We start from the raw sequence: 19,366 nt of genomic DNA on the forward strand, positions 1-19,366 counted from the left end.
TCATCGTGTCACCCGGTAGTCACCCCGGTCCTCACCTCGATGCTCACCTCGGCCTTCACTCCGGCCGGCCCGCCCGGCGGACAGTGGGAGGACCGCGGTCGTACGCCATCCCGCCCGGCCGTACGGACCGGCGGTCAGCGTGCCGCCGAGTGCCTGTACGCGTTCGGCCAGGCCGACCAGGCCGAGGCCGCCCCGGCGATCACCGCCGTCGACGGGGGCGTCCGTACGCTCCGGATCGACCGCCTGGTTGGTGATCTCCACGGTCAGCGCCGGGGCGTCGCCGTCAACCCGGGCGAGCGTGACGGTGACGGCGGAGTCGAGCGGTGCGTGCCGGCGTACGTTCGTCAGCGCCTCCACGATCACCCGGTGGACGGTGGAGCCGATCTCGCGGGGAACGGCGGCGGCCAGGTCGGGCGGCAGGTGCAACCGGACCGGCCCGGACCCGCCGGCGGCGAACCGGTCGAGGAGTTCGGGCAGGTCGGCGACGCCGGGCGCGGGTGCCCGGCCGGTGTCCGCGGCGTTCGGCGACTCCGTGCCGACGGGGCCGGCGGGTGAGTTCTCGGAAGGGCCCTCTTCCAGGTCGTGCAGCATGTGCACGGTCCGGTCCATCGAGGACAGCGCCGCCAGTCCGGCCTCCTCGATCCGGGCGAGCGCGTCGAGAACGGCTTCCGGTCGCTGTGCCGCCACCGCCCGCGCGGCCTGCGCCTGGACAACGATGCCGCTGATGTCGTGCGCCACGAAGTCGTGCAGGTCGCGGGCCAGCGCCAGCCGCTGCGTCCGGCGGGCCTCGCGAACGGCCCGCTCGCGGGTGCCGTCCAGTGACCGCAGGTAGATCCCGCCGAGTGCCGCGCACACCGCACCCAGTGCCCAGAAGCCGACCGACCCCACCTGGTCCGACAGGGACCAGCCGTGGACGGCGCGCAGGATCATCGTCGCCTGCGCGGCCGAGGCGAGCAGGCCGACGGCGACCGCCTGGCGGGGCGGGGCGAGTCTGACCACCAGGATGATCAGCCAGAGCAGCCCGGCCAGCTCGAACAGCCCGAACCACTGCACGCTCGACGGCAGTGCCTCCGGGACGAGAGTCGTGGCGGCGAGGGAGACGAGCGCGGCGACGGTCGCGACGGGCACCAGGGCGGCCCGGTGCGCCGGTCCGGCCACCAGCAGTCCGGCCAGGCCGCCCGCGGCCACGCCCGCGGGAACGCTGACGAACGGACTGACGAGGAACGCCGCCCCGCAGCCGGCCAGGACCAGCAGCCCGGCCACGGCGAGGCCCACCCGGAACCTGAACGCGCCGGTTGTGAACTGGCGGCTTCCGAATGGGCCGGTTCGTTCGGAGATGGGGCCGGACATGGGACGAGAGTAGGGTCCGGCCCGTCGGTCCGCCCCCGGAACGGCCTGCGTACGATCGGGTGCGACGTGGCTGGTTTCCGTTGCGAGAAGAGGTCCCGTGGTCGGTCGAAGGCACGCTGGTCGAGTCGCCGTTGTCGCTCTGGTCGCAGGGCTGGCACTGTCCGGCTGCGGCGCGGTCTCCAACCCCGGAGCCGCGGCCCAGGTCGGCGACCAGACGATCTCGGTGTCCTACCTCCAGAAGCAGTCGCGCGACATCCTGGCCAAGGCCGGCCGGTCCGATCTCAGCGACGCGGAGTCCACGAAGCTGCAGAGTGACCTGCTCCAGCAGCTCGTCGACGACGCTCTGATCGTGCCCACCGCCGCGCGTGCGGGGGTGAGCGCCAGCCAGGCCGACATCGACGAGGTGAAGTCCCAGATCCAGTCGCAGCGCGTGGTCATCCCGCCGGACATGCTGGACGGCTTCGCCCGCTGGGTCGTCCTGCGGCGGGCCCTCAACACCAAGCTGCTCGGCAGGCAGCCGTCCAGCCAGCAGGACCAGGCCAAGGCTGACCAGCTGGTCGGGCAGGAGATGGCGAAGACGGCCAAGCAGGTCGGTGTCGACATCAACCCGCGCTACGGCACCTGGTCCGGCGGAGCGGTGAAGCCGGGTGGCCAGCTCGTCACCCCGGAGCCGACCGCCACCCAGGCTCCGGCCGCCCCGCAGATGCCCTGATCCCACCGTGGCCCCGCAGATGACGGCCGGCCGGATCGCGCTGCTGCTGACCAGTCCGCGGGTGGCGCCGGGGTTGCTCGCCTGGCCGGCCTGGGAGCTGCTGCGCGCGGCCGACCAGGTGCTCACCGACGACGCCGACCACCCGCAGCGTGCGGCCGTCGAGGCCGCCGGGGTCCATGTCCTCGTGGTCGAGGACGCGCCCGGGCCGGGTGAGCTGGCCGACCTCCTCGTGACCAGGGCGCACGCCGGCATCGACGTGGTGTGGCTGGCCGCCGACGACGGTGACCCCGCGCTCGGCCGGGCGCTCGGCCACCTGCTGGCCACCGCCGCCGAGGCCGGTACGCGTGGCCTGCCCACTCTGGAGGTGGTCCCCGCCTCCTACGACCTGCCCGGCGCCCGGCTGCTCGACCTGGTGTCGGTGATGGACCAGCTGCGCGAACGCTGTCCGTGGGTGCGCGACCAGACGCACCGGTCGCTGGTGCGGTACCTCGTCGAGGAGTCGTACGAAACCGTGGAGGCGATCGAGACCGGCGGCCGGCAGCACCTGCGCGAGGAGCTCGGCGACCTGCTGTTCCAGGTGGTGTTCCACGCCAGGCTGGCCGAGGAGGACGCGGAGGTGCCGTTCTCCATCGACGACGTCACCGCCGACCTGGTGGACAAGCTGATCCGGCGCAACCCGCACGTCTTCGGCCCTGCCACGGCCGGCCGGCCCGGTACCGCGGGGTCGACGGCGGAGTCGACTGCGGCCGAGGTGGAGAACGTCTGGGACCAGTTGAAGGCCGAGGAGAAGCAGCGCACGTCCGCGGTGGAGGGTGTGCCACTGGCGCTCCCGGCGCTGACGCTCGCCGACAAGCTGCTCGGGCGTACGAAGCGGTCGGGTGTCCGGGTCGACGGCCCTGATCCGGCCGTACTCGCCGAGGTCGCCGGCGCGGCGACGGCCGAAACGGAACGACTCGACGCCGACCGCCTCGGCATGGCGTTGCTGGCCCTGGTCGACCGCGCACGCTCCGCGGACCTCGACCCCGAGCAGGCGTTACGCGACGCCTGCCGGCGCTACGTCGACGCCGTTCGCGCCGCCGAGAACACCCGTTGATCACGAGTGATCCCGGCGGTGCGCGGGTCGGTTCGCGGTGCTCACAGTCGACGCCGCTAGGGTGAAACCTGCCCTGGGCTCGGGGCATCCGTGACCTGAGGTTGTCTGGGAGGAAGCACGTGGCAACGATCGAGGCCCTCACCGCCCGCGAGATTCTGGACTCGCGCGGCAATCCCACCGTCGAGGTCGAGGTGGGTCTCGACGACGGCACCATCGCCCGCGCCGACGTACCCTCCGGTGCGTCGACCGGCGCGTTCGAGGCGGTGGAGCTGCGCGACGGTGACGACAAGCGCTTCGTCGGCAAGGGCGTCACCAACGCCGTGCGCGGCGTGGTCGACGTGATCGCCCCCGAGCTGGTCGGCTACGAGGCCAGCGAACAGCGGCTGGTCGACGCCCGCCTGATGGACCTGGACGGCACGCCCAACAAGGCCAAGCTCGGCGCCAACGCGCTGCTCGGCGTGTCGCTGGCTGTCGCCCGGGCCGCCGCGTCGTCGGCCGACCTGCCGTTGTTCCGCTATGTCGGCGGCCCCAACGCGCACCTGCTCCCGGTGCCGATGCTCAACATCGTCAACGGCGGTGCGCACGCCGACAACGACGTCGACTTCCAGGAGTTCATGATCGCCCCGATCGGGGCGGCCACCTTCGCCGAGGCGCTGCGCTGGGGTGCCGAGACCTACCACGCGCTGAAGGCGGTCCTGAAGAGCCAGGGCCTGTCCACCGGGCTCGGCGACGAGGGTGGCTTCGCGCCCAACCTGCCGTCCAACCGGGCGGCGCTCGACCTCATCGCCACCGCGGTCGGTGCGGCCGGCTTCCGGTTCGGCACCGACGTCGCGGTGGCCATCGACGCCGCTGCCACGGAGTTCTACGACGCCGACAGCGACCGCTACCGCTTCGAGGGCGGCGACAAGACGTCGGAGGAAATGGCGGCCTACTACGCCGAGCTGCGTGCGTCGTACCCCCTGGTGTCCCTGGAGGACCCGCTGGCCGAGGACGACTGGTCCGGCTGGGCCGGGCTCACCGAGACCCTCGGCGCGAAGGTCCAGCTGGTCGGCGACGACCTGTTCGTCACCAACCCCGAGCGGATCGGCCGCGGCATCGCCGAGCAGTCCGCCAACGCGGTGCTCATCAAGCTCAACCAGATCGGCACTCTCACCGAGACCCTGGACGCGGTGGACATGTCCCACCGCGCGGGCTTCCGCACGATGATCAGCCACCGGTCCGGTGAGACCGAGGACACCACGATCGCCGACCTCGCGGTGGCGACCAACGCGGGGCAGATCAAGACCGGTGCGCCCGCGCGCAGCGAGCGGGTGGCGAAGTACAACCAGCTGCTGCGGATCGAGGAGGAGCTGGACGACGCGGCCCGGTACGCCGGACGTACGGCGTTCCCGCGGTTCACCTCCGAGTAGGTCCGGTGAGCGACGCGCGAGGTGGTCGCAACGCCCGGCCCGCAGGGCGTGGGCGGGGTCCGGGCCGGGTCAAGCCCGGCACGCCCGGGCGCGGTGCGCGAGGTGGTGCGGGTGCTCCCCGGACCACCCGCCGCACCGCCGGTGCCGGGCCCACCCGCACGACCGCCCGCGGCGAGACCCGTCCGGAGGCGGTGCGGCCCGGGGTAGCCCGCGTCACCAACGGGACGGTGCCCAGTGCTCGTCGCGACCCCGGCCAGTCCGACGCCACCAAGCGCACCTCGCGGCGCAACGGCAACGTCACCGGCCGGGCGGCGATCCTGGCCCTGGTGATCGCCGCGCTGGTCATCTCGTACGCGTCGAGCCTGCGGGCCTGGGTCGAACAACGCAGTCAGATCTCGGCGCTGCGCACCGAGGAGGCCCAGCGCACCGACCGCGTGGCCTCCCTGGAGAAGGAGCTACGGCGCTGGCACGACCCGGCCTACGTCGAGGCGCAGGCCCGCGAGCGCCTGCGCTGGGTGAAGCCGGGTGAGACCGGCTACGTCGTGGTCGGCGAGGACGGCTCGGTGGCGAAGGCGCCGGCCGTCGCCGGTGGCGCGACTGTTTCCTCAGGGCCCCGGCAGGCCTGGTGGTCCAGCCTCTGGGGGAGTGTCGAGCGGTCCGGTGTGCAACCGACGTCACCGCCGGCCGGTACGACACCCAGCACGCCGAAGCACCAGCCGCCGAAGACCATCGACCCCAGCCGGACCAAGACGCCGCGACCGAACCGATGACCGCACCCGACTCCGCGGACCCGGTGGACACCGTGGACCCGGCCGACGTGGTGGCGGTGAGCGCGCAGCTGGGCCGGCCGGCCCGCGGTGTGCACCGCATCGCGCACCGGTGCCGGTGCGGACTGCCGGACGTCGTGGAGACCGAGCCGCGGCTGCCCGACGGTACGCCGTTCCCGACCACGTTCTACCTCACCTGCCCGCGCCTGGCTGCCGAGATCGGGCGGCTGGAGGCGAGCGGGCTGATGCGGGAGTGGACCGAACGACTGGCTGCCGACCCCGACCTGGCCGCCGGCCACCGGCGCGCACACGAGCACTACCTCGCCGCGCGCGAGCGGCTCGGCCACGTACCCGAGATCGCCGGGATCTCCGCCGGCGGCATGCCCGACCGGGTGAAGTGCCTGCACTCGTTGGTCGGCCACGCGCTCGCGGCCGGGCCGGGAGTCAACCCGCTCGGTGACGAGGCGCTGGCGCTGTTGCCGGACTGGGCGGCGGAGGGTCGCTGCGTCGAGGTCGACCCGCCGGTACGCGTGGCCGCGGTCGACTGCGGCACCAACTCCATCCGGCTGCTGGTCGCCGACATCACCACCGAGCCCGCGACGGGGACGCAACATCTGCACGAGCTGGACCGCCGGCTGGAGATCGTCCGGCTCGGGGAGGGCGTGGACCGCACTGGCCGGTTGTCGGAGCAGGCGCTGGCCCGGACGTTCGCCGCCTGCGAGCGGTACGCCGAGCGGATCCGCGAGCTGGGTGCCGAGCAGGTGCGGTTCGTGGCCACCTCCGCCTCCCGTGACGCCGACAACCGGGCCGAGTTCGTGGCGGGTGCTCGGGAGATCCTCGGTGTCGAACCCGAGGTGATCACCGGCGCGGAGGAGGCCGGCCTGTCCTTCACCGGCGCGACCCGCGAGCTGGCCGGCCGCCGGATCCCGACGCCGTACCTCGTGGTCGACATCGGCGGTGGCTCCACCGAGTTCGTCCTCGGCGGCGCCCGGCCGGAGGCTGCGGTCTCGGTCGACCTGGGCTGCGTACGACTGACCGAGCGGTACCTCACCGACGACCCGCCGGCGCCGGAGCAGGTGAAGCGGGCCCGGGCGGAGGTCGAGCGCCGGCTGGACGAGGCGGCCGGGGAGGTTCCGCTGGAGCGGGCTCGTACCCTCGTCGGCCTGGCCGGCACGGTGACGACGGTGGCGGCGATGGCGCTGGACCTTCCGTCGTACGACCGCGACCGGATCCACCACGCCCGCATTCCCGCGGCCGACGTGCACGCCGCAGCCGACCGGCTGTTGACGATGACCCACGCGGAGCGGAAGGCGCTGCCGTTCATGCATCCGGGCCGGGTGGACGTGATCGGCGCCGGAGCGCTGATCCTGGACCGGATCCTCGCCCGGGTCTCCCCTCACCTCGCCCGTACGGAACTCGTGGTCAGCGAGCACGACATCCTGGACGGCATCGCGTGGAGCGGCGCCGAGCGGGCGGTCCGTCCGGCACGCTGATGCCCGCCGATGACTACCGATGACTACCGATGACTGCCGATGACCGATGAGCGCCCGCATCCGGTGACCGGGGCGCCGTTCGCCAGTCCGGTTCCGCCGGGCACCGGCTGGCCCGACGACCCGGCAGAGCCGGAAACGCCCGTCGCCCACGGCGCCGCCGAGGTGGAGCGGCTCGCGGTGTCCGCGCCGGACCTCGGCGAGCTGACCGCCCGGCAGTCGGTGTGCCGCGCCTGCCCTCGCCTGGTCGAGTGGCGGGAGGAGGTCGCCGCGTCGCCGCGCCGGTCGTTCGCCGGCCAGCCGTACTGGGGCCGTCCGGTGCCCGGGTGGGGCGACCCGGCCCCCGGCATGCTGGTCGTCGGGCTGGCGCCGGCCGCGCACGGCGGCAACCGTACCGGCCGGATCTTCACCGGCGACCGTTCCGGCGACTGGCTGTTCGCCGCCCTCGCCCGGGTGGGCCTCGCGGTGCAGCCGACGAGCGTTTCCGCCGGTGACGGGCAACGGCTGCGCGGCGTCCGCGTGGTCGCCGCGGTCCGCTGCGCGCCTCCTGCGAACAAGCCGCTGCCGGCCGAGCGCGACGCGTGCTTCCCGTGGCTGCGCAGGGAGTGGGAGCTTTCCGCCCCGACCGTCCGGTCGGTCGTCGCCCTCGGGTCGTACGGCTGGACGGCTGCGGTTCGTACTCTCGCCGCGCTGGGCTACCGCATTCCCCGCCCGCGGCCACGGTTCGGCCACGGGGCGGAGGTGTTGCTGGCCCCACCCGACGAGGCTTCGGCCGAGTGGTCCGAGGTGCTCCTCGTCGGCTCCTACCACCCGAGCCAGCAGAACACCTTCACCGGCAAGCTCACCGAGCCGATGCTGGACCAGGTGCTCGCCCGCGCAGCCGACCACGCCGGCCTGCTCGCGCACTGAGCCGGCCTGCCCCCGCGACGCCCGCCACTTCGTCAGCGGCCGAGGAGGTTGGCGACGCGGATGACGGAGTCCACGGCGGGCAGCACCCGGGTGGGCTCCATCCGGCCCTGCCAGTACACCAGCAGGTCGGTCCCGTGCAGGCTCCAGTTCGGCGCCATGCCGGCCAGGTGGGTGCGGACCAGCGCCGGCCCGATCACCTGGCGTACGAGCTCGGGATGGGTGCTGTGGACGCGGAAGTCCCGGTCGAACTCGTCGATGCCCACCTCCCCGGTGTGGTCCGGACCGTTGAGCCAGCGCCACATGCGTGAGCCGGAGCCGCGGCTCGCGACCTCGATGCCGGGGTAGGTGTAGGGGAGATGCACCACGCACGCGACGAAGTCGTGGTTGTCGGTGGTGACCTGGGTTTGCCCGTTGACGTAGGTCGTGTGCGTGGTCTGGTACGTGTACTCCGCCATGCTCACGGGTAGTTCGCGGTAGATGCCGGTGAACAGACAGCGCACGCCGCGCGGGTTCGCTCCGGGCAGCCGGGCGGTCCAGGGCACCTCCACGCTGCCGGCGTACGTCGTCCATCCGATCGACGACGCCCAGGCGGCGAGGCCCTCGAGTCGGCGCTGTTCGCGGCGCTGGACGAGCGCGACGAGCGGCACGGTCAGCGCTACCGCGGCGACGACGAGGGCGATGAGGATGACAGCGAAGATCGCGCCCACGGCCCCTCCCTCGTTCATTCGAGCTTAGGGCGTGCCGTGCGAATCGTGTGACGTTCCCGACAGGGGTATCCGGTCCTTGTGAATGCATTCACGAGCGACTAGCCTGAACAGTGACCGAGGAGGTGAATGGACGTGAACACACGCCACGTCCTCATCGCCGGGGGTGGCTACGTCGGCATGTATGCCGCTTTCCGGCTCCAGAAATCCCTTCGCAAGGAACTCCGTCGGGGCGAGGTCACGATCACCGTCGTCGAGCCCCGCTCGTACATGACCTACCAGCCCTTCCTCCCCGAGGCCGCGGCCGGCAACCTCGAACCCCGCCACGTCGTCGTCCCGCTGCGGCGGGTTCTCCCGAACGTGCACGTCATCACCGGCCGCATCGTGAGCATCGACCACGCCGAGCACAGCGCCCGGATCGAGCCGCGCGCCGGCGCGACGTACGACGTGCACTACGACGAGCTCGTCGTCGCCCTCGGCTCGGTTGCCCGCACCCTGCCCATCCCCGGCCTCGCCGAGCACGGGATCGGGTTCAAGCAGGTCGAGGAGGCCATCCAGCTTCGCAACCACGTCCTCGACCGGCTCGACGTCGCCGAGTCCACCACGAACGAGGAGACCCGTCGACGGGCACTGTCGTTCGTGTTCGTCGGCGGCGGGTACGCCGGGGTGGAGGCGCTCGCCGAGCTCGAGGACATGGCCCGCTACGCCTGCCGCTACTACCGCAACTTCAGCGCCGAGGACATGCGCTGGGTGCTGGTGGAGGCGGCCGGCCGGATCCTCCCCGAGGTCGGCGAGGACATGGGCCGCTACACCGTCGAACGCCTGCGCAAACGCCACATCGACGTGAAGCTGAACACCCTGCTGGAGTCCTGCGTCGGCGGGCACGTGGAGCTGTCCGACGGCACACGGCTGGAGTCCGACACCATCGTGTGGACCGCCGGCGTCAAGGCCAACCCGGTCCTCGCCGAGTCCGACCTGCCACGCGACGACAAGGGCCGGCTGCCCACCGAGCCCGACCTGCGGGTCGTGGGCGCCGAGCACGTCTGGGCGGCCGGTGACTGCGCCGCGGTGCCCGACCTGACCGGCCCGCCGAACGCGTTGTGCAGCCCTTCGGCCCAGCACGCCGTACGCCAGGCCAAGGTGCTCGGCGACAACGTCGCCCGCGCCCTCAAGGGCAGGCTGCTCCACAACTACGAGCACAAGCACGTGGGTTCGGTGGCCAGCCTCGGCCTGCACAAGGGCGTGGCGCAGGTCTACGGCATCAAGCTGCGCGGCTGGCCGGCGTGGTTCATGCACCGCACCTACCACGTCAGCCGGATGCCCACCCTCAACCGCAAGGTCCGCATCGTGGCCGACTGGACGCTCGGGCTGTTCTTCCCCCGCGAGATCGTCTCGCTGGGCAGCCTGCAGCGCCCGCGGGAGGAGTTCGAGCGCAGCGCCCTGCCGCGCCAGTTCTCCCCGCCCGCGAGCAGGTCACCCGAGCTCGAACACGCTCATGCTGGAGTGAGGGCCGAACCGAGGCCGGAGCGGGACGGGCAGTAGCGAGAGGCCGCCGCCCTGGCCCGGCTCTGATCCGAGTTGTGATCCGGCTCTGATCCGGCTCTGATCCGGCAGTGGCTCGATCGTCCCCGGGACGGGTAGAACGTCTCGGGGACGACCGAACGAGAGGGGGCGCCGTGGCCGGTCCAGTGGTCGCCGAGCGGCTGCACGACATCCTGCTGCGGTTGTTCGGCCTGGAAGCGCCCGTCCGTCTGTACGCCTGGGACGGCTCGGTGGCCGGGCCTACCGAGGCGCCGGCCGTACGCGTGCACTCCCGGCGTGCCGTTCGCCGGTTGCTGTGGCGGCCGGACGAGCTCGGCCTGGCCCGGGCGTTCGTCGCCGGCGAGATCGAGGTGGACGGGCCGATCCTCACCGCCCTGGAACGTCTCGCGCCGTTCGGTCGCTCGATCGGCGCCCGCCCCGAGCTGACCGCCGCCGACCGCAGCGAGCTGATGCGGGCGGCGGTCTATCTCGGCGCCGTCGGCCCCGCGCCCAAGCCGCCGGAGGAGGAGATCACCGGGGCCGAACGCCGGCACGCCCTGGACCGCGACACCGCGCCGAGCGGGTCGCCGGACAACCCGGTCGGTACGCGGTTCCTGGCGCGGGTGTTCGGCCAGACGCTGATGCTGGGCAGCGGTTACTGGGCCGAGCCGGGCATGTCCCTGGACGACGCGCAGCGCGCCGGCCTGCAGCTCGCCTGCCGCAAGCTCGGCCTCGCCGACGGGACCTCGGGGGAACGCGCCACCCGGGTGCTCGACGTCGACTGCGGCTGGGGGACGTTCCTCCTGCACGCCGCCGAGCACCACGCGGTGAGCGGGCTCGGCATCACCGCCTCCGCCGAACAGGCCGAGCAGGCGACCAAACGGGCCGTCGACGCCGGGCTGGCCGGGCGGGTGGAGTTCCGGGTCGCGGACTGGCGCGAGGTCGAGGCCGACCCGTTCGACGCGATCGTGGCGTACGGGCTGGCCGACTACGTGGGTGCGGACCGCCTGGGGGAGTACGCCCGGACGCTGCACGGCCTGCTGCGCCCGGGTGGCCGGCTGCTGGTCAACCAGGTCGGCAGGCGCGGGGAGCCGCTGGCGCAGGAACGCTCCTTCCTGGACGCGTACGTCCACCCGGGAGCCGAGCTCCTCCCGGTCGGAACCATCACGAACACCGTCGAGGACGCGGGCCTGGAGGTCCGCGACGTGGAGACGATGCGCGAGCACTACGCCCGCACCGTGCGCGCCTGGGTGGCCAACCTGGAGGGTGCGTGGGACGAGTGCGCCCGGCAGGCCTCACCGGGGCAGGCGAGGGTGTGGCTGCTCTACCTCGCGGTGTCCGCGCTGGCGTTCGAGGCCGCCCGGATCTCGGCGTACCAGCTGCTGGTCGTCCGCCCGCACACCGACGGCCGGGCACCACTGCCCGCCACCCGGAGCGCGTGGCAACACTAGGCTTGGGCGTGGTCACAGGTCAGCCGTCGGTGGTCTGGCGGTCGGCCGGTGCAGCGCCCCCGTAGCCCAACTGGTCGAGGCGGCCCACTTAAAATGGGTGTCAGTTTTGTGGGTTCGAATCCCACCGGGGGCACCTGAGTACGCATCCGGGCGTCAGGCCGTGGTTCCTTCCGGGCGTACCTCCAGCAGCGTCTTGCCGACGGTGGCGCGGGCCTCGATCGCGGCGTGCGCCTCGGCCGTCCGGACCAGCTCGAACCGCTGGCCGATCACCGGGTGCAGCCGGCCGTGGGCGGCCGCAAGTAACGCACTCTCGGTGAGTTCGTGGACGTCCGCCGGGTCCAGGGCCGGGCGCAGCACCCGCACGCCGCGCCGACGCGCCTCCGCTTCCGGTACGTCGGTCCAGGCGCCGCTGGCCAGGCCGAAGCTGAGCATCCGTCCGCCCTCGCCCAGCAGGTCGAACGCGGACCTGCCCAGAGCACCGCCCACGCCGTCCAGCACGAGGTCGACGCCCCCGACGGACTCGCGTACCCGGTCGGTCCAGTCCGGGCGGCGGTAGTCGACGGCGACCTTCGCGCCCAGCTTGGCCGCCAGCGCGAGCTTGCGGTCGCCACCGGCCGCCGCGACGACCCGCGCTCCGGCGGCCGTGGCCAGCTGCACCAGCAGGGTTCCGACGCCACCGGCTGCGGCGGTCACCAGCACCCGGTCATCGGGCCCGGCCCCGCTCGCCCGCATCAGCCAGGTCGCGGTCCGGCCGTCGGCGAGCACCGCCACCGCGTCGTCCAGTCGCAGCGTGGGCGGGACCTCCACCAGCCCGTCCGCGGCCACCGCGACCAGTTCGGCGTACGCGCCGGAGCCGCCGGTGCTGGTCACCACCCGGCGGCCGACCAGGGCCGGGTCGACGCCGGGCCCGACCGCGCGGACGGTCCCGCCCACGCCGTTGCCGGGGATGGTCGGCAGGGTCGGGGTGAAGGGTCCGGTGCCGGCGCGGAGCTGGGTCTCCACGAACGTGATGTTGGCGTACGCCACCTCGACCAGCGCCTGACCAGGCCCGGCCTCGGGGTCCGGCGCCTCACCCGGCACCAGCACCTCCGGGCCGCCGAACTCGTAGACCCACACCGCGCGCATCCGCAGACCTCCAGGCTCGTTCCGAATCCGTTGTCCGGAACAGCCTGCGACCTCCACCAAGGTTCAGGTCAAGACGGGAGAAGGGACTGCGAGGTACGGGCGGCCGGCGGGGTCAGCCGTCGCGGCGGGACAGGACGAACACCGGGTGACGCGGGGCGATTCGGGCGAGGTCCTCCGCGGAGGAATCGGCGTTCACCCCGTCGAAGAACACCCCGACCTCGGCCTTCCAGCGGCGAAGATAGGCGCGCAGCACCGCCGGCTTGTCCGCGTCGGCAACCTCGGTGGCCAGCCAGTGCTCACGCCGCCGGCCGAGGAGCAGGTCGAGGCGCCCGTCAGCAGCCCGGACGTTTCGTACCCACTGAGCCTGGCCGCGCGGCGCCACGAGGTACTGCCGCCCCTCGTGGGTGAGCAGGTTGACCGGCACCTGGCGGGGCTGCCCGCTGCTGCGGCCGCGTACCTCCAGGACCCGGCTGCCCCACACGCTCAGCCCGGCCCTCGTGGCGGCGGCCACCAGGGGGTTGAAGACCCTGCGGGTGAACCACCCCGGCGCCCGGTAGTGGCTGCTCGGCGACCCTTCGCCCTCCGGACGTGTGCTCTGCGACATCGCTTCCCCTCCGTTCTCGCCTGGTCGGCCTGGCCGGCCTGGCCGACCAGGTCTGCTCACCGCGGAGGCCGACCGGCGTCCAGTCGGTCATCGTTGTCCATCCTGCGTGGCGGCATCGACGAATTTGGGGACAAGACCGCGCATTCCACATGGAATTGCCGTTGGGGGAGGACAAGAACTTTGCCGAGTCATTACTATTGGCGTCACCGCCGAGCCGGGCTCCACCCGGCCCGGTGCAGTTGTGGAGGCATTCCGCAGCGATCCGGCCCGCGTCCGCGGGCCATCGACCGTCACCCGCCGTCGGCGGAGGAGGACCCCAGGATGCAGAGCAAGAACCCGGTGTTCCGGCGCAGCGACGCGTTCCAGTCGGCTGGCTCCGGCGCCGCGGGCATGAGTGCCGACCAGTTGCGGGAGATGTACGACGCACCGTCCTACTCCGGCACGCGCCGTGACCGGATGACCATCGACGACGTGGTGGCCCGCACCGCGATGACGCTCGGCACCCTGATCGTGGTGGCCGGCGCGACGTGGTTCCTCACCGGACCGGTGCAGCCGGCGCACTTCGGCTGGCTGATCGGCGCCGCGCTGGTGGGGATGGGCCTGGGTTTCGTCATTGGCCTGAAGCACATCACCAACCCGGCGGTGATCCTCGGCTACGCCGCGGTCGAGGGCGTGTTCGTCGGCCTGGCCAGCAAGGTGCTGTCCGCCTACGCCGGCGACAGCGCCATCGTCGCCCAGGCGGTCCTCGGCACGATGTGCGCCTCGGCCGGGATGCTCGCGGTCTACAAGTTCCGGGTCATCCGGGTGACCCCGAAGTTCCAGCGGTTCGTGGTCGCCGCCACCCTCGGGTTCTTCCTCATCGTGGCCGTCAACCTCGTCCTGCGGATGTTCGGCCTCAACCTCGGCGTCAGCGGGCTGGGCGGGCTGGGGCTGGTGTTCGCGGTGATCGGAGTGGCGCTGGCCTGCTTCAACCTGCTGCTCGACTTCGACTACGTCGAGAAAGGCATCGCCGCCGGTGCGCCGAGCAAGGACGCGTGGTTCGCGGCGTTCGGGCTCACGGTCACCCTGGTGTGGCTCTACATCGAGCTGCTGCGGATCCTCGCCATCCTGCGCGGCGGTGACTGACCCGCCACCGCACCGACGAGCCGAAACGCAGAAGGGCCGCCCGAAGTTCTCGGGCGGCCCTTCTCGTACGTCAGCTCTCGTACGTCAGCTCTCGTAGGTCAGCCGGACCGGATGTCAGCCGGACACCACCGGGCCCACCCGATCCATGCGGATGCGGATCAGGCAGCGGTGCTCGCGTTCCATCGCGGCGCGGTAGTCGGCCCAGTCCGGGTGCTCGCCGGAGACTGTGCGGTAGTAGTCGACCAGCGGCTCCATCGCCTCCGGCAGCGACAGGATGTGCGCCTCGCCCTCGACCTGGACCCACTCGCCGTAGAACCCGTCGGGGAAGACGCAGAGACTGGCCCGCGGGTCACGCCGCAGGTTTCGTACCTTGTACGCCGGCTCGCGGGTGCTGATCATGGCGTAGCCCTCGGCGTCCACCCCGACCGTGACCGGGGAGAGCTGGGGCCGGCCGTCCCGGCGAATCGTTCCGAGGACGGCATGATGATGTTCGCGCAGGAATGCCTGCGTCCGCGTCACGTCCACCGATGCCGCCGGCTCTCAGCGCCGGGGCCGGCTGCGACGCCCACCGCGTCCGCGGGGCTCACCCGAAGTTGCGCTGGGCGCGGCGGAGGTCCTGCTCGTGCACGATCGCGGTGGCGTGCCCGTGGGCGATGCCGTACTCGCTGCGCAGCCAACTGACCCGGTCCTCGAAGCGGAGGAACGTGGGTCCGTTCTCCAGCACTCTGATCCACTCTGGGAGATCTCGTCCGGTTGCCTGCGCCAGCCGGGCGCAGAGGTTCTGATGGGTCTCTTCGGAGTGGTGCAGAGCCATGTCGCCCTCCCGAGATCGGGGACAGTCGAATCAGTCGTGGACCATGCCCCCGAGCCTGCCTGACGTGCGGGCCGTACACAACCCCCCGCGCGCACCTACCTCCAGCATCCGGAGAGATCCCTCATGAACACCCCGATTTTCCAACCATTGTTGACGTCTGGGCGTGCTCCGGCGTGCGGGTGATGCGTCAGCTTTCGTCGGACTGGACCAGTCGCGGAGGGAAGCCGCCGCGGGCGACCGGGCCCCACCTGTCGATCTCCACCTCGATCACGCACTTGCCCTGCCGCCGCATCGCCTCGCGGTATTCGTCCCAGTCGGGGTGCTCGCCGCTGATGCACCGGAAGTACTCCACGAGCGGCTCCACGGCCTCGGGCAGGTCGATCACCCGGGCGGTCCCGTCCACCTGGATGTACGGGTCGGAGAAGCCCTCAGACATCACGCACACGCTGACCCGCGGGTCGCGGCGGGCGTTGATCGCCTTGGCGCGTTCGGGATAGGTGGACACGACGATCCGGTCGTCGGAGTTCAGGCCCAACGTGACCGGGGAGATCTGCGGGCGCCCGTCGCGCCGGGTGGTGACCAGCACACCCTGGTGGCGAGTGCGGAGGAACGAGAGCAGGCCGTCGCGCTCGAGGCGCTCGGTGGTGGCGATGGATGGGCTCATGGCTGGCCAGCCTACGGCCACCGGCGCGGTCATGTCGGACAGGTGTTCGGGCCAGGACCTTCGGGTCAGGACAGGCGTTCGAGGATGATCGCCATGCCCTGCCCGCCGCCGACGCACATGGTCTCCAGGCCGAACTGCGCGTCCCGGCTGCGCAGGCCGTTGAGCAGGGTGGTCATGATGCGGGCGCCGGTCATGCCGAACGGGTGGCCGAGCGCGATCGCCCCGCCGTGCACGTTGAGCTTGTCCCAGGGGATGCCGAGGTCCTCGGCGGAGGGAACGACCTGCGCCGCGAACGCCTCGTTGATCTCCACCAGGTCGATGTCGCCGATCCCCAGGCCCGCGCGGGCGAGCGCGCGCCTGCTCGCCTCCACCGGGCCGAGGCCCATGATCTCCGGGGACAGCGCGGACGCGGCGGTGGCGACGATCCGGGCGAGCGGGGTGATGCCGAGCCGGCGAGCCTTCTCGGCACTCATGATCACCACGGCGGCGGCGCCGTCGTTGAGCGGGCAGCAGTTGCCGGCGGTGACGGTGCCTCCGGGCCGGAAGACCGGGTCGAGGGCGGCCACCTTCGAAAGGGTGGTGCCGGCGCGGGGCCCGTCGTCGGTCTCCACCAGGGTGCCGTCGGGCAGCGGGTACGGCGTGATCTCACGGGCGAAGAAGCCGCTGCGGATCGCGTCTTCGGCGAGGTTCTGCGAGCGCACGCCGAACTCGTCCTGGACAGCACGGCTCACCCCGCGTGCGGTGGCGACGTTCTCCGCGGTCTGGCCCATCGCGATGTAGATGTCGGGCACCTGGTCGTCGGTGCGCGGGTCGTGCCAGACGTCGTTGCTCTCGGCGTACTTGCGGGTGCGGGCCTCCGCCTCGGCGAACACCGGGTTGTGCGTCTGCACCGGGTCGACGCCCGCGCTGCCGAAGCCGGCGTACCGCGAGACGCACTCCACCCCGGCGGAGACGAAGACGTCGCCCTCGCCCGCGCGGATGGCGTGGAAGGCCATCCGCGCCGTCTGGACGCTGGAGGCGCAGAACCGGTTGACGGTCACCGCCGGCAGGGTGTCCAGACCGAGCTGGACCGCGACCCGGCGGGCCATGTTGCCGCCGTGCTCGTCACGGGGTTCGGCGCAGCCGAGGTACAGGTCGTCGATCTCCGCGCGGTCCAACTGGGGGACCTTGGCCAGCACCGCGTCCACCGCGAACGCGGCGAGGTCGTCGGGCCGGACGTCCTTCAGCGAACCCTTGCCGGCCCGCCCGATGGGGGTGCGCGCGGCGGCGACGATCACGGCGTCGTTCGGGGCGCTGACCTCGGACATGGCGGCCTCCCTGTGGTCGTCCGGCCGGCGTGGTTACCGCTCGGTAATGTCGAGGCTAGTACGCCCGCCCGGTCCGGTGCCAGCGGTCCGCCCGATCGGGACGTTCCGGGTGAGGTAGCGCGCGTGCAGCTGGCCGCAGGCGGCGGCAAGGTCCCTTCCGAACTGCTGCCGCCGGGTCGCCCGCACTCCTGCCGCCCGCAACGCGGCCACGAACGCCTCCACCCCCGCGGCGCTCGGCCGGCGCAGGTCCGGCCGGGCGCCGGCCGCCTCGTTGTAGGCGATCACGCTGACGTGGAACAGCTCCGGCCGCCGGCGCGCGGCCACCAGGTCCGCGAGCGCCTGGACGTGTGCGGGCGAGTCGTTGTATCCGTCGGCCAGCAGGTAGGCGAGGTAGGCCTTGCGGCCGCCGGTCACCGTGTGCTCGTCCAGGACCTCCAGGCACTCGGCGAGCGGGAAGCGCCGCTGCAGCGGGATCAGCTCCGCCCGCTGGTCCTCGTCGGCCGAGTGCACCGACAAGGTGAGGTTGACATGCGGAAACTCCCTTGTCAGCCGGCGCATTCCGGGTGCGAAACCCACGGTTGACACGGTGACGCGGCGCGGGCTGACGCCGTGGTAGTGCGGATCGGTGAGCAGGGACAGGGCAGTGAACGTGTGCGGGTTGGCGAGCGCCTCGCCCATGCCCATGAACGCGACGCTGTCCACCCGCTCGAAGTGCAGCACCTGGTCGCAGATCTCGTCCGCGGTCAGGTTGCGGACCAGGCCGACCGCACCGGTCGCGCAGAACGTACAGCCGAGGCCGCAGCCGACCTGGCTGGACACGCACAACGACGTCCAGCCGGCGCGGTAGGTGGCCAGTACCGTCTCGATCCGGGCGCCCCGCGCGCTCTGGAACAGCACCTTCTCCACCTGCGCGCCGCGTTCGGTGGCCACCGGGGTCAGCGGGCCGAACGACGGGCCGAACTCGGTGGCGAGGGCACGGCGAAGTCGCAGCGGGAGATCGGTGACGTCGGCGAACTGCCGTACGCCCCGGTCGTGCACCGCGCGCACGAGTTGGTTCAGGCGGTACGCGGGCTCCCCGGCGCGGGCGAGGAACTCCTGCAGGTGGGCGTACCGAGTCCCGAGCGGAGGATTCGGATACACGTGTATGTACACATCGGACGGGCTCCCGGAGAGAACGAGGGCGAACGGGCACGACGAAACAAGCGGAAGGCGGGCTCGCACCGCGGGGCGTCACATGCCGAGCAGTCTGCGCGAGCGGCCGCGCCCGCCTCAACCGGTTTTCTCGCTCAGCTGGTCTTCTCGCGCAGCTCCACCTGACGGTGCGGGTGCCGGCGCAGCAGCGCCCACCGACCACGCGGCCCGCGTTCGTGGCCGGCCACGTCGGTGGCGGCCACCTCGGTGCCGGCCGACCGTGCGGCGCGTACGGCGGCGTACGAGATCGGCAGGATCTGCCCCTCGCCCAGCGGCGTGTCGGCGTCCTCGTCCTCGGGCCAGTAGCCGATCGCGGCGGCGATCGAGGGCAGCAGCGCCACGGCCGCGCTGGCATATCCGGCGGCGGACGGGTGGAAGCGGTCCGGGCCGAACAGTTCCCGCGGCGCCGCGGCGAACTCCGGCCCGAGCAGCGAGCCCAGGGAGACCGTACGGGCGCCGTTCTCCACCACGGCGATGGTCTGTGCCGCGGCCAGCCGCCTGCTCCACATGCGGGCGAGCTGGCGTAGCGGGAACGCCAGCGGCTCGACCGTGCCGAGGTCGGGGCAGGTGCCGACGACGACCTGGCACCCGGCCTCGCGCAGTCGGCGGACGCCCTCCACGAGCAGGCGTACCGAGTCCGACGGAAGGGTCCTGTGGGTGACGTCGTTGGCGCCGATGATCACCAGGGCGACGTCGGGTTCGACGGCCAGCGCCTGGTCCACCTGGTCCTCCAGGTGCTGGGTCTCCGCGCCGGAGAAGGCGGCCACACTGAGCTGGACGGGCCGGTCGGACAGCGACGCCAGGCCGGCCGCCAGCAGCGCGCCGGGGGTTTCCTCGGCGGTGTCGACGCCGAGCCCGCAGGCGGTCGAGTCGCCGAGGACGGCGAACGAGATCGGGTCGCCGGGTCCGTCGCCGTAGAGGCCGTCGGCGTCCGGTGCCTGGCCGACAGGTTCGCCGATGGTGCGCTTGGCGAGCATCGCCTCGGCGAACAGGATCGCGATCACGGTGCCGCCGAGCAGTCCGGCGCCGCCACCGCCCAGCGCGGCGGCGGCGGCCCACTTGCGTGCGGCGCGAGCCTTGCCCACCTGGACCTCCTTCGAGGTCTTGCCCGTCCGAGGGCCGGTCGAAGG

At 72.5% G+C, this 19,366-nt stretch carries 19 protein-coding genes, 1 tRNA gene and 1 pseudogene; 11 read left to right on the top strand and 10 right to left on the bottom strand.

Going from position 1 to position 19,366, the window contains the following annotated elements; genetic code table 11:
* Positions 1-1,350, bottom strand: a complete 1,350-nt coding sequence (locus F4554_RS06795) for a sensor histidine kinase (protein ID WP_179786598.1) — start codon at positions 1,348-1,350, stop codon at positions 1-3.
* 97 nt (positions 1,351-1,447) lie between these two features.
* Between F4554_RS06795 and F4554_RS06800 the strand changes: the two genes are divergently transcribed.
* The 7 genes and pseudogenes from F4554_RS06800 (at position 1,448) to F4554_RS06825 (ending at position 7,730) form a co-directional block, all read left to right on the top strand.
* Positions 1,448-2,062, top strand: a complete 615-nt coding sequence (locus tag F4554_RS06800) for a SurA N-terminal domain-containing protein (RefSeq protein ID WP_179786599.1) — start codon at positions 1,448-1,450, stop codon at positions 2,060-2,062.
* 7 nt (positions 2,063-2,069) lie between these two features.
* Positions 2,070-3,155, top strand: a complete 1,086-nt coding sequence (locus F4554_RS06805) for a MazG nucleotide pyrophosphohydrolase domain-containing protein (protein WP_337795903.1) — start codon at positions 2,070-2,072, stop codon at positions 3,153-3,155.
* A 119-nt stretch (positions 3,156-3,274) separates the two neighbouring features.
* On the top strand, positions 3,275-4,564 hold the full coding sequence (gene eno / locus F4554_RS06810; protein ID WP_179786600.1) for a phosphopyruvate hydratase: 1,290 nt from the start codon (positions 3,275-3,277) through the stop codon (positions 4,562-4,564).
* Between the two features lie 5 nt (positions 4,565-4,569).
* Positions 4,570-5,334 carry a septum formation initiator family protein gene (locus tag F4554_RS33510; protein WP_179786601.1) on the top strand — a complete coding sequence of 255 codons (765 nt, stop codon included), beginning with the start codon at positions 4,570-4,572 and terminating at the stop codon, positions 5,332-5,334.
* A pseudogene (locus tag F4554_RS31435) lies at positions 5,331-5,843 on the top strand (DUF501 domain-containing protein); the annotation flags it as partial. The gene F4554_RS33510 and the pseudogene F4554_RS31435, both read left to right, overlap by 4 nt.
* An 18-nt stretch (positions 5,844-5,861) precedes the next feature.
* Entirely contained in the window at positions 5,862-6,824 is a 963-nt protein-coding gene (locus F4554_RS06820) for a Ppx/GppA phosphatase family protein (protein ID WP_420360745.1), read from the top strand.
* A gap of 39 nt (positions 6,825-6,863) precedes the next feature.
* On the top strand, positions 6,864-7,730 hold the full coding sequence (locus F4554_RS06825) for a uracil-DNA glycosylase (protein WP_179786603.1): 867 nt from the start codon (positions 6,864-6,866) through the stop codon (positions 7,728-7,730).
* A gap of 32 nt (positions 7,731-7,762) precedes the next feature.
* Here the strand turns inward: F4554_RS06825 and F4554_RS06830 are convergent, their stop codons facing one another.
* Complete coding sequence (locus tag F4554_RS06830) at positions 7,763-8,437, bottom strand: hypothetical protein (protein WP_179786604.1); 675 nt, start codon at positions 8,435-8,437, stop codon at positions 7,763-7,765.
* Between the two features lie 126 nt (positions 8,438-8,563).
* Between F4554_RS06830 and F4554_RS06835 the strand changes: the two genes are divergently transcribed.
* The 3 genes from F4554_RS06835 (at position 8,564) to F4554_RS06845 (ending at position 11,539) form a co-directional block, all read left to right on the top strand.
* A complete protein-coding gene (locus F4554_RS06835; RefSeq protein ID WP_179786605.1) occupies positions 8,564-9,976 on the top strand; it encodes an NAD(P)/FAD-dependent oxidoreductase in 1,413 nt (470 codons plus the stop codon).
* Between the two features lie 134 nt (positions 9,977-10,110).
* The gene (locus F4554_RS31985; protein ID WP_202889177.1) at positions 10,111-11,406 is read left to right on the top strand and encodes a class I SAM-dependent methyltransferase; all 1,296 of its coding nucleotides are present in this window, start codon (positions 10,111-10,113) and stop codon (positions 11,404-11,406) included.
* Positions 11,407-11,461: 55 nt separating this feature from the next.
* Positions 11,462-11,539: transfer RNA gene (locus F4554_RS06845), tRNA-Leu, on the top strand.
* 20 nt (positions 11,540-11,559) lie between these two features.
* Here the strand turns inward: F4554_RS06845 and F4554_RS06850 are convergent.
* Positions 11,560-12,531: a zinc-binding dehydrogenase gene (locus F4554_RS06850; protein ID WP_179786606.1), complete on the bottom strand. Its 972-nt coding sequence runs from the start codon at positions 12,529-12,531 to the stop codon at positions 11,560-11,562.
* 112 nt (positions 12,532-12,643) lie between these two features.
* A complete protein-coding gene (locus F4554_RS06855; protein WP_179786607.1) occupies positions 12,644-13,135 on the bottom strand; it encodes a nitroreductase/quinone reductase family protein in 492 nt (163 codons plus the stop codon).
* A 321-nt stretch (positions 13,136-13,456) separates the two neighbouring features.
* Between F4554_RS06855 and F4554_RS06860 the strand changes: the two genes are divergently transcribed.
* The gene (locus F4554_RS06860) at positions 13,457-14,260 is read left to right on the top strand and encodes a Bax inhibitor-1/YccA family protein (protein ID WP_179786608.1); all 804 of its coding nucleotides are present in this window, start codon (positions 13,457-13,459) and stop codon (positions 14,258-14,260) included.
* Between the two features lie 114 nt (positions 14,261-14,374).
* Here the strand turns inward: F4554_RS06860 and F4554_RS06865 are convergent, their stop codons facing one another.
* The 6 genes from F4554_RS06865 to F4554_RS06890 form a co-directional block, all read right to left on the bottom strand.
* Positions 14,375-14,779 (bottom strand): PPOX class F420-dependent oxidoreductase, encoded by a 405-nt coding sequence (locus tag F4554_RS06865; protein WP_337795905.1) that lies wholly within the window; start codon positions 14,777-14,779, stop codon positions 14,375-14,377.
* Between the two features lie 64 nt (positions 14,780-14,843).
* Positions 14,844-15,074 (bottom strand): DUF4287 domain-containing protein, encoded by a 231-nt coding sequence (locus tag F4554_RS06870; RefSeq protein ID WP_092656916.1) that lies wholly within the window; start codon positions 15,072-15,074, stop codon positions 14,844-14,846.
* Positions 15,075-15,261: 187 nt separating this feature from the next.
* Positions 15,262-15,738, bottom strand: a complete 477-nt coding sequence (locus tag F4554_RS06875) for a PPOX class F420-dependent oxidoreductase (protein WP_179786610.1) — start codon at positions 15,736-15,738, stop codon at positions 15,262-15,264.
* Positions 15,739-15,803: 65 nt separating this feature from the next.
* Positions 15,804-17,045 (bottom strand): acetyl-CoA C-acetyltransferase, encoded by a 1,242-nt coding sequence (locus F4554_RS06880; protein WP_179786611.1) that lies wholly within the window; start codon positions 17,043-17,045, stop codon positions 15,804-15,806.
* A gap of 33 nt (positions 17,046-17,078) precedes the next feature.
* Positions 17,079-18,185 (bottom strand): radical SAM protein, encoded by a 1,107-nt coding sequence (locus F4554_RS06885; protein ID WP_337795906.1) that lies wholly within the window; start codon positions 18,183-18,185, stop codon positions 17,079-17,081.
* Positions 18,186-18,331: 146 nt separating this feature from the next.
* On the bottom strand, positions 18,332-19,321 hold the full coding sequence (locus F4554_RS06890) for a GDSL-type esterase/lipase family protein (protein WP_179786613.1): 990 nt from the start codon (positions 19,319-19,321) through the stop codon (positions 18,332-18,334).
* Positions 19,322-19,366 lie beyond the last annotated feature (45 nt).

This window comes from Actinopolymorpha rutila (assembly GCF_013407855.1).
Taxonomy (GTDB): domain Bacteria; phylum Actinomycetota; class Actinomycetes; order Propionibacteriales; family Actinopolymorphaceae; genus Actinopolymorpha; species Actinopolymorpha rutila.

Excerpts from the sequence above, each read along its gene's own strand:
- F4554_RS06795 (WP_179786598.1), bottom strand. The coding sequence starts at position 1,350 with ATGTCCGGCCCCATCTCCGAACGAACCGGCCCATTCGGAAGCCGCCAG.
- F4554_RS06825 (WP_179786603.1), top strand. The coding sequence starts at position 6,864 with ATGACCGATGAGCGCCCGCATCCGGTGACCGGGGCGCCGTTCGCCAGT.
- F4554_RS06835 (WP_179786605.1), top strand. The coding sequence starts at position 8,564 with ATGGACGTGAACACACGCCACGTCCTCATCGCCGGGGGTGGCTACGTC.
- F4554_RS06850 (WP_179786606.1), bottom strand. The coding sequence starts at position 12,531 with ATGCGCGCGGTGTGGGTCTACGAGTTCGGCGGCCCGGAGGTGCTGGTG.
- F4554_RS06855 (WP_179786607.1), bottom strand. The coding sequence starts at position 13,135 with ATGTCGCAGAGCACACGTCCGGAGGGCGAAGGGTCGCCGAGCAGCCAC.
- F4554_RS06860 (WP_179786608.1), top strand. The coding sequence starts at position 13,457 with ATGCAGAGCAAGAACCCGGTGTTCCGGCGCAGCGACGCGTTCCAGTCG.
- F4554_RS06870 (WP_092656916.1), bottom strand. The coding sequence starts at position 15,074 with ATGGCTCTGCACCACTCCGAAGAGACCCATCAGAACCTCTGCGCCCGG.
- F4554_RS06875 (WP_179786610.1), bottom strand. The coding sequence starts at position 15,738 with ATGAGCCCATCCATCGCCACCACCGAGCGCCTCGAGCGCGACGGCCTG.
- F4554_RS06880 (WP_179786611.1), bottom strand. The coding sequence starts at position 17,045 with ATGTCCGAGGTCAGCGCCCCGAACGACGCCGTGATCGTCGCCGCCGCG.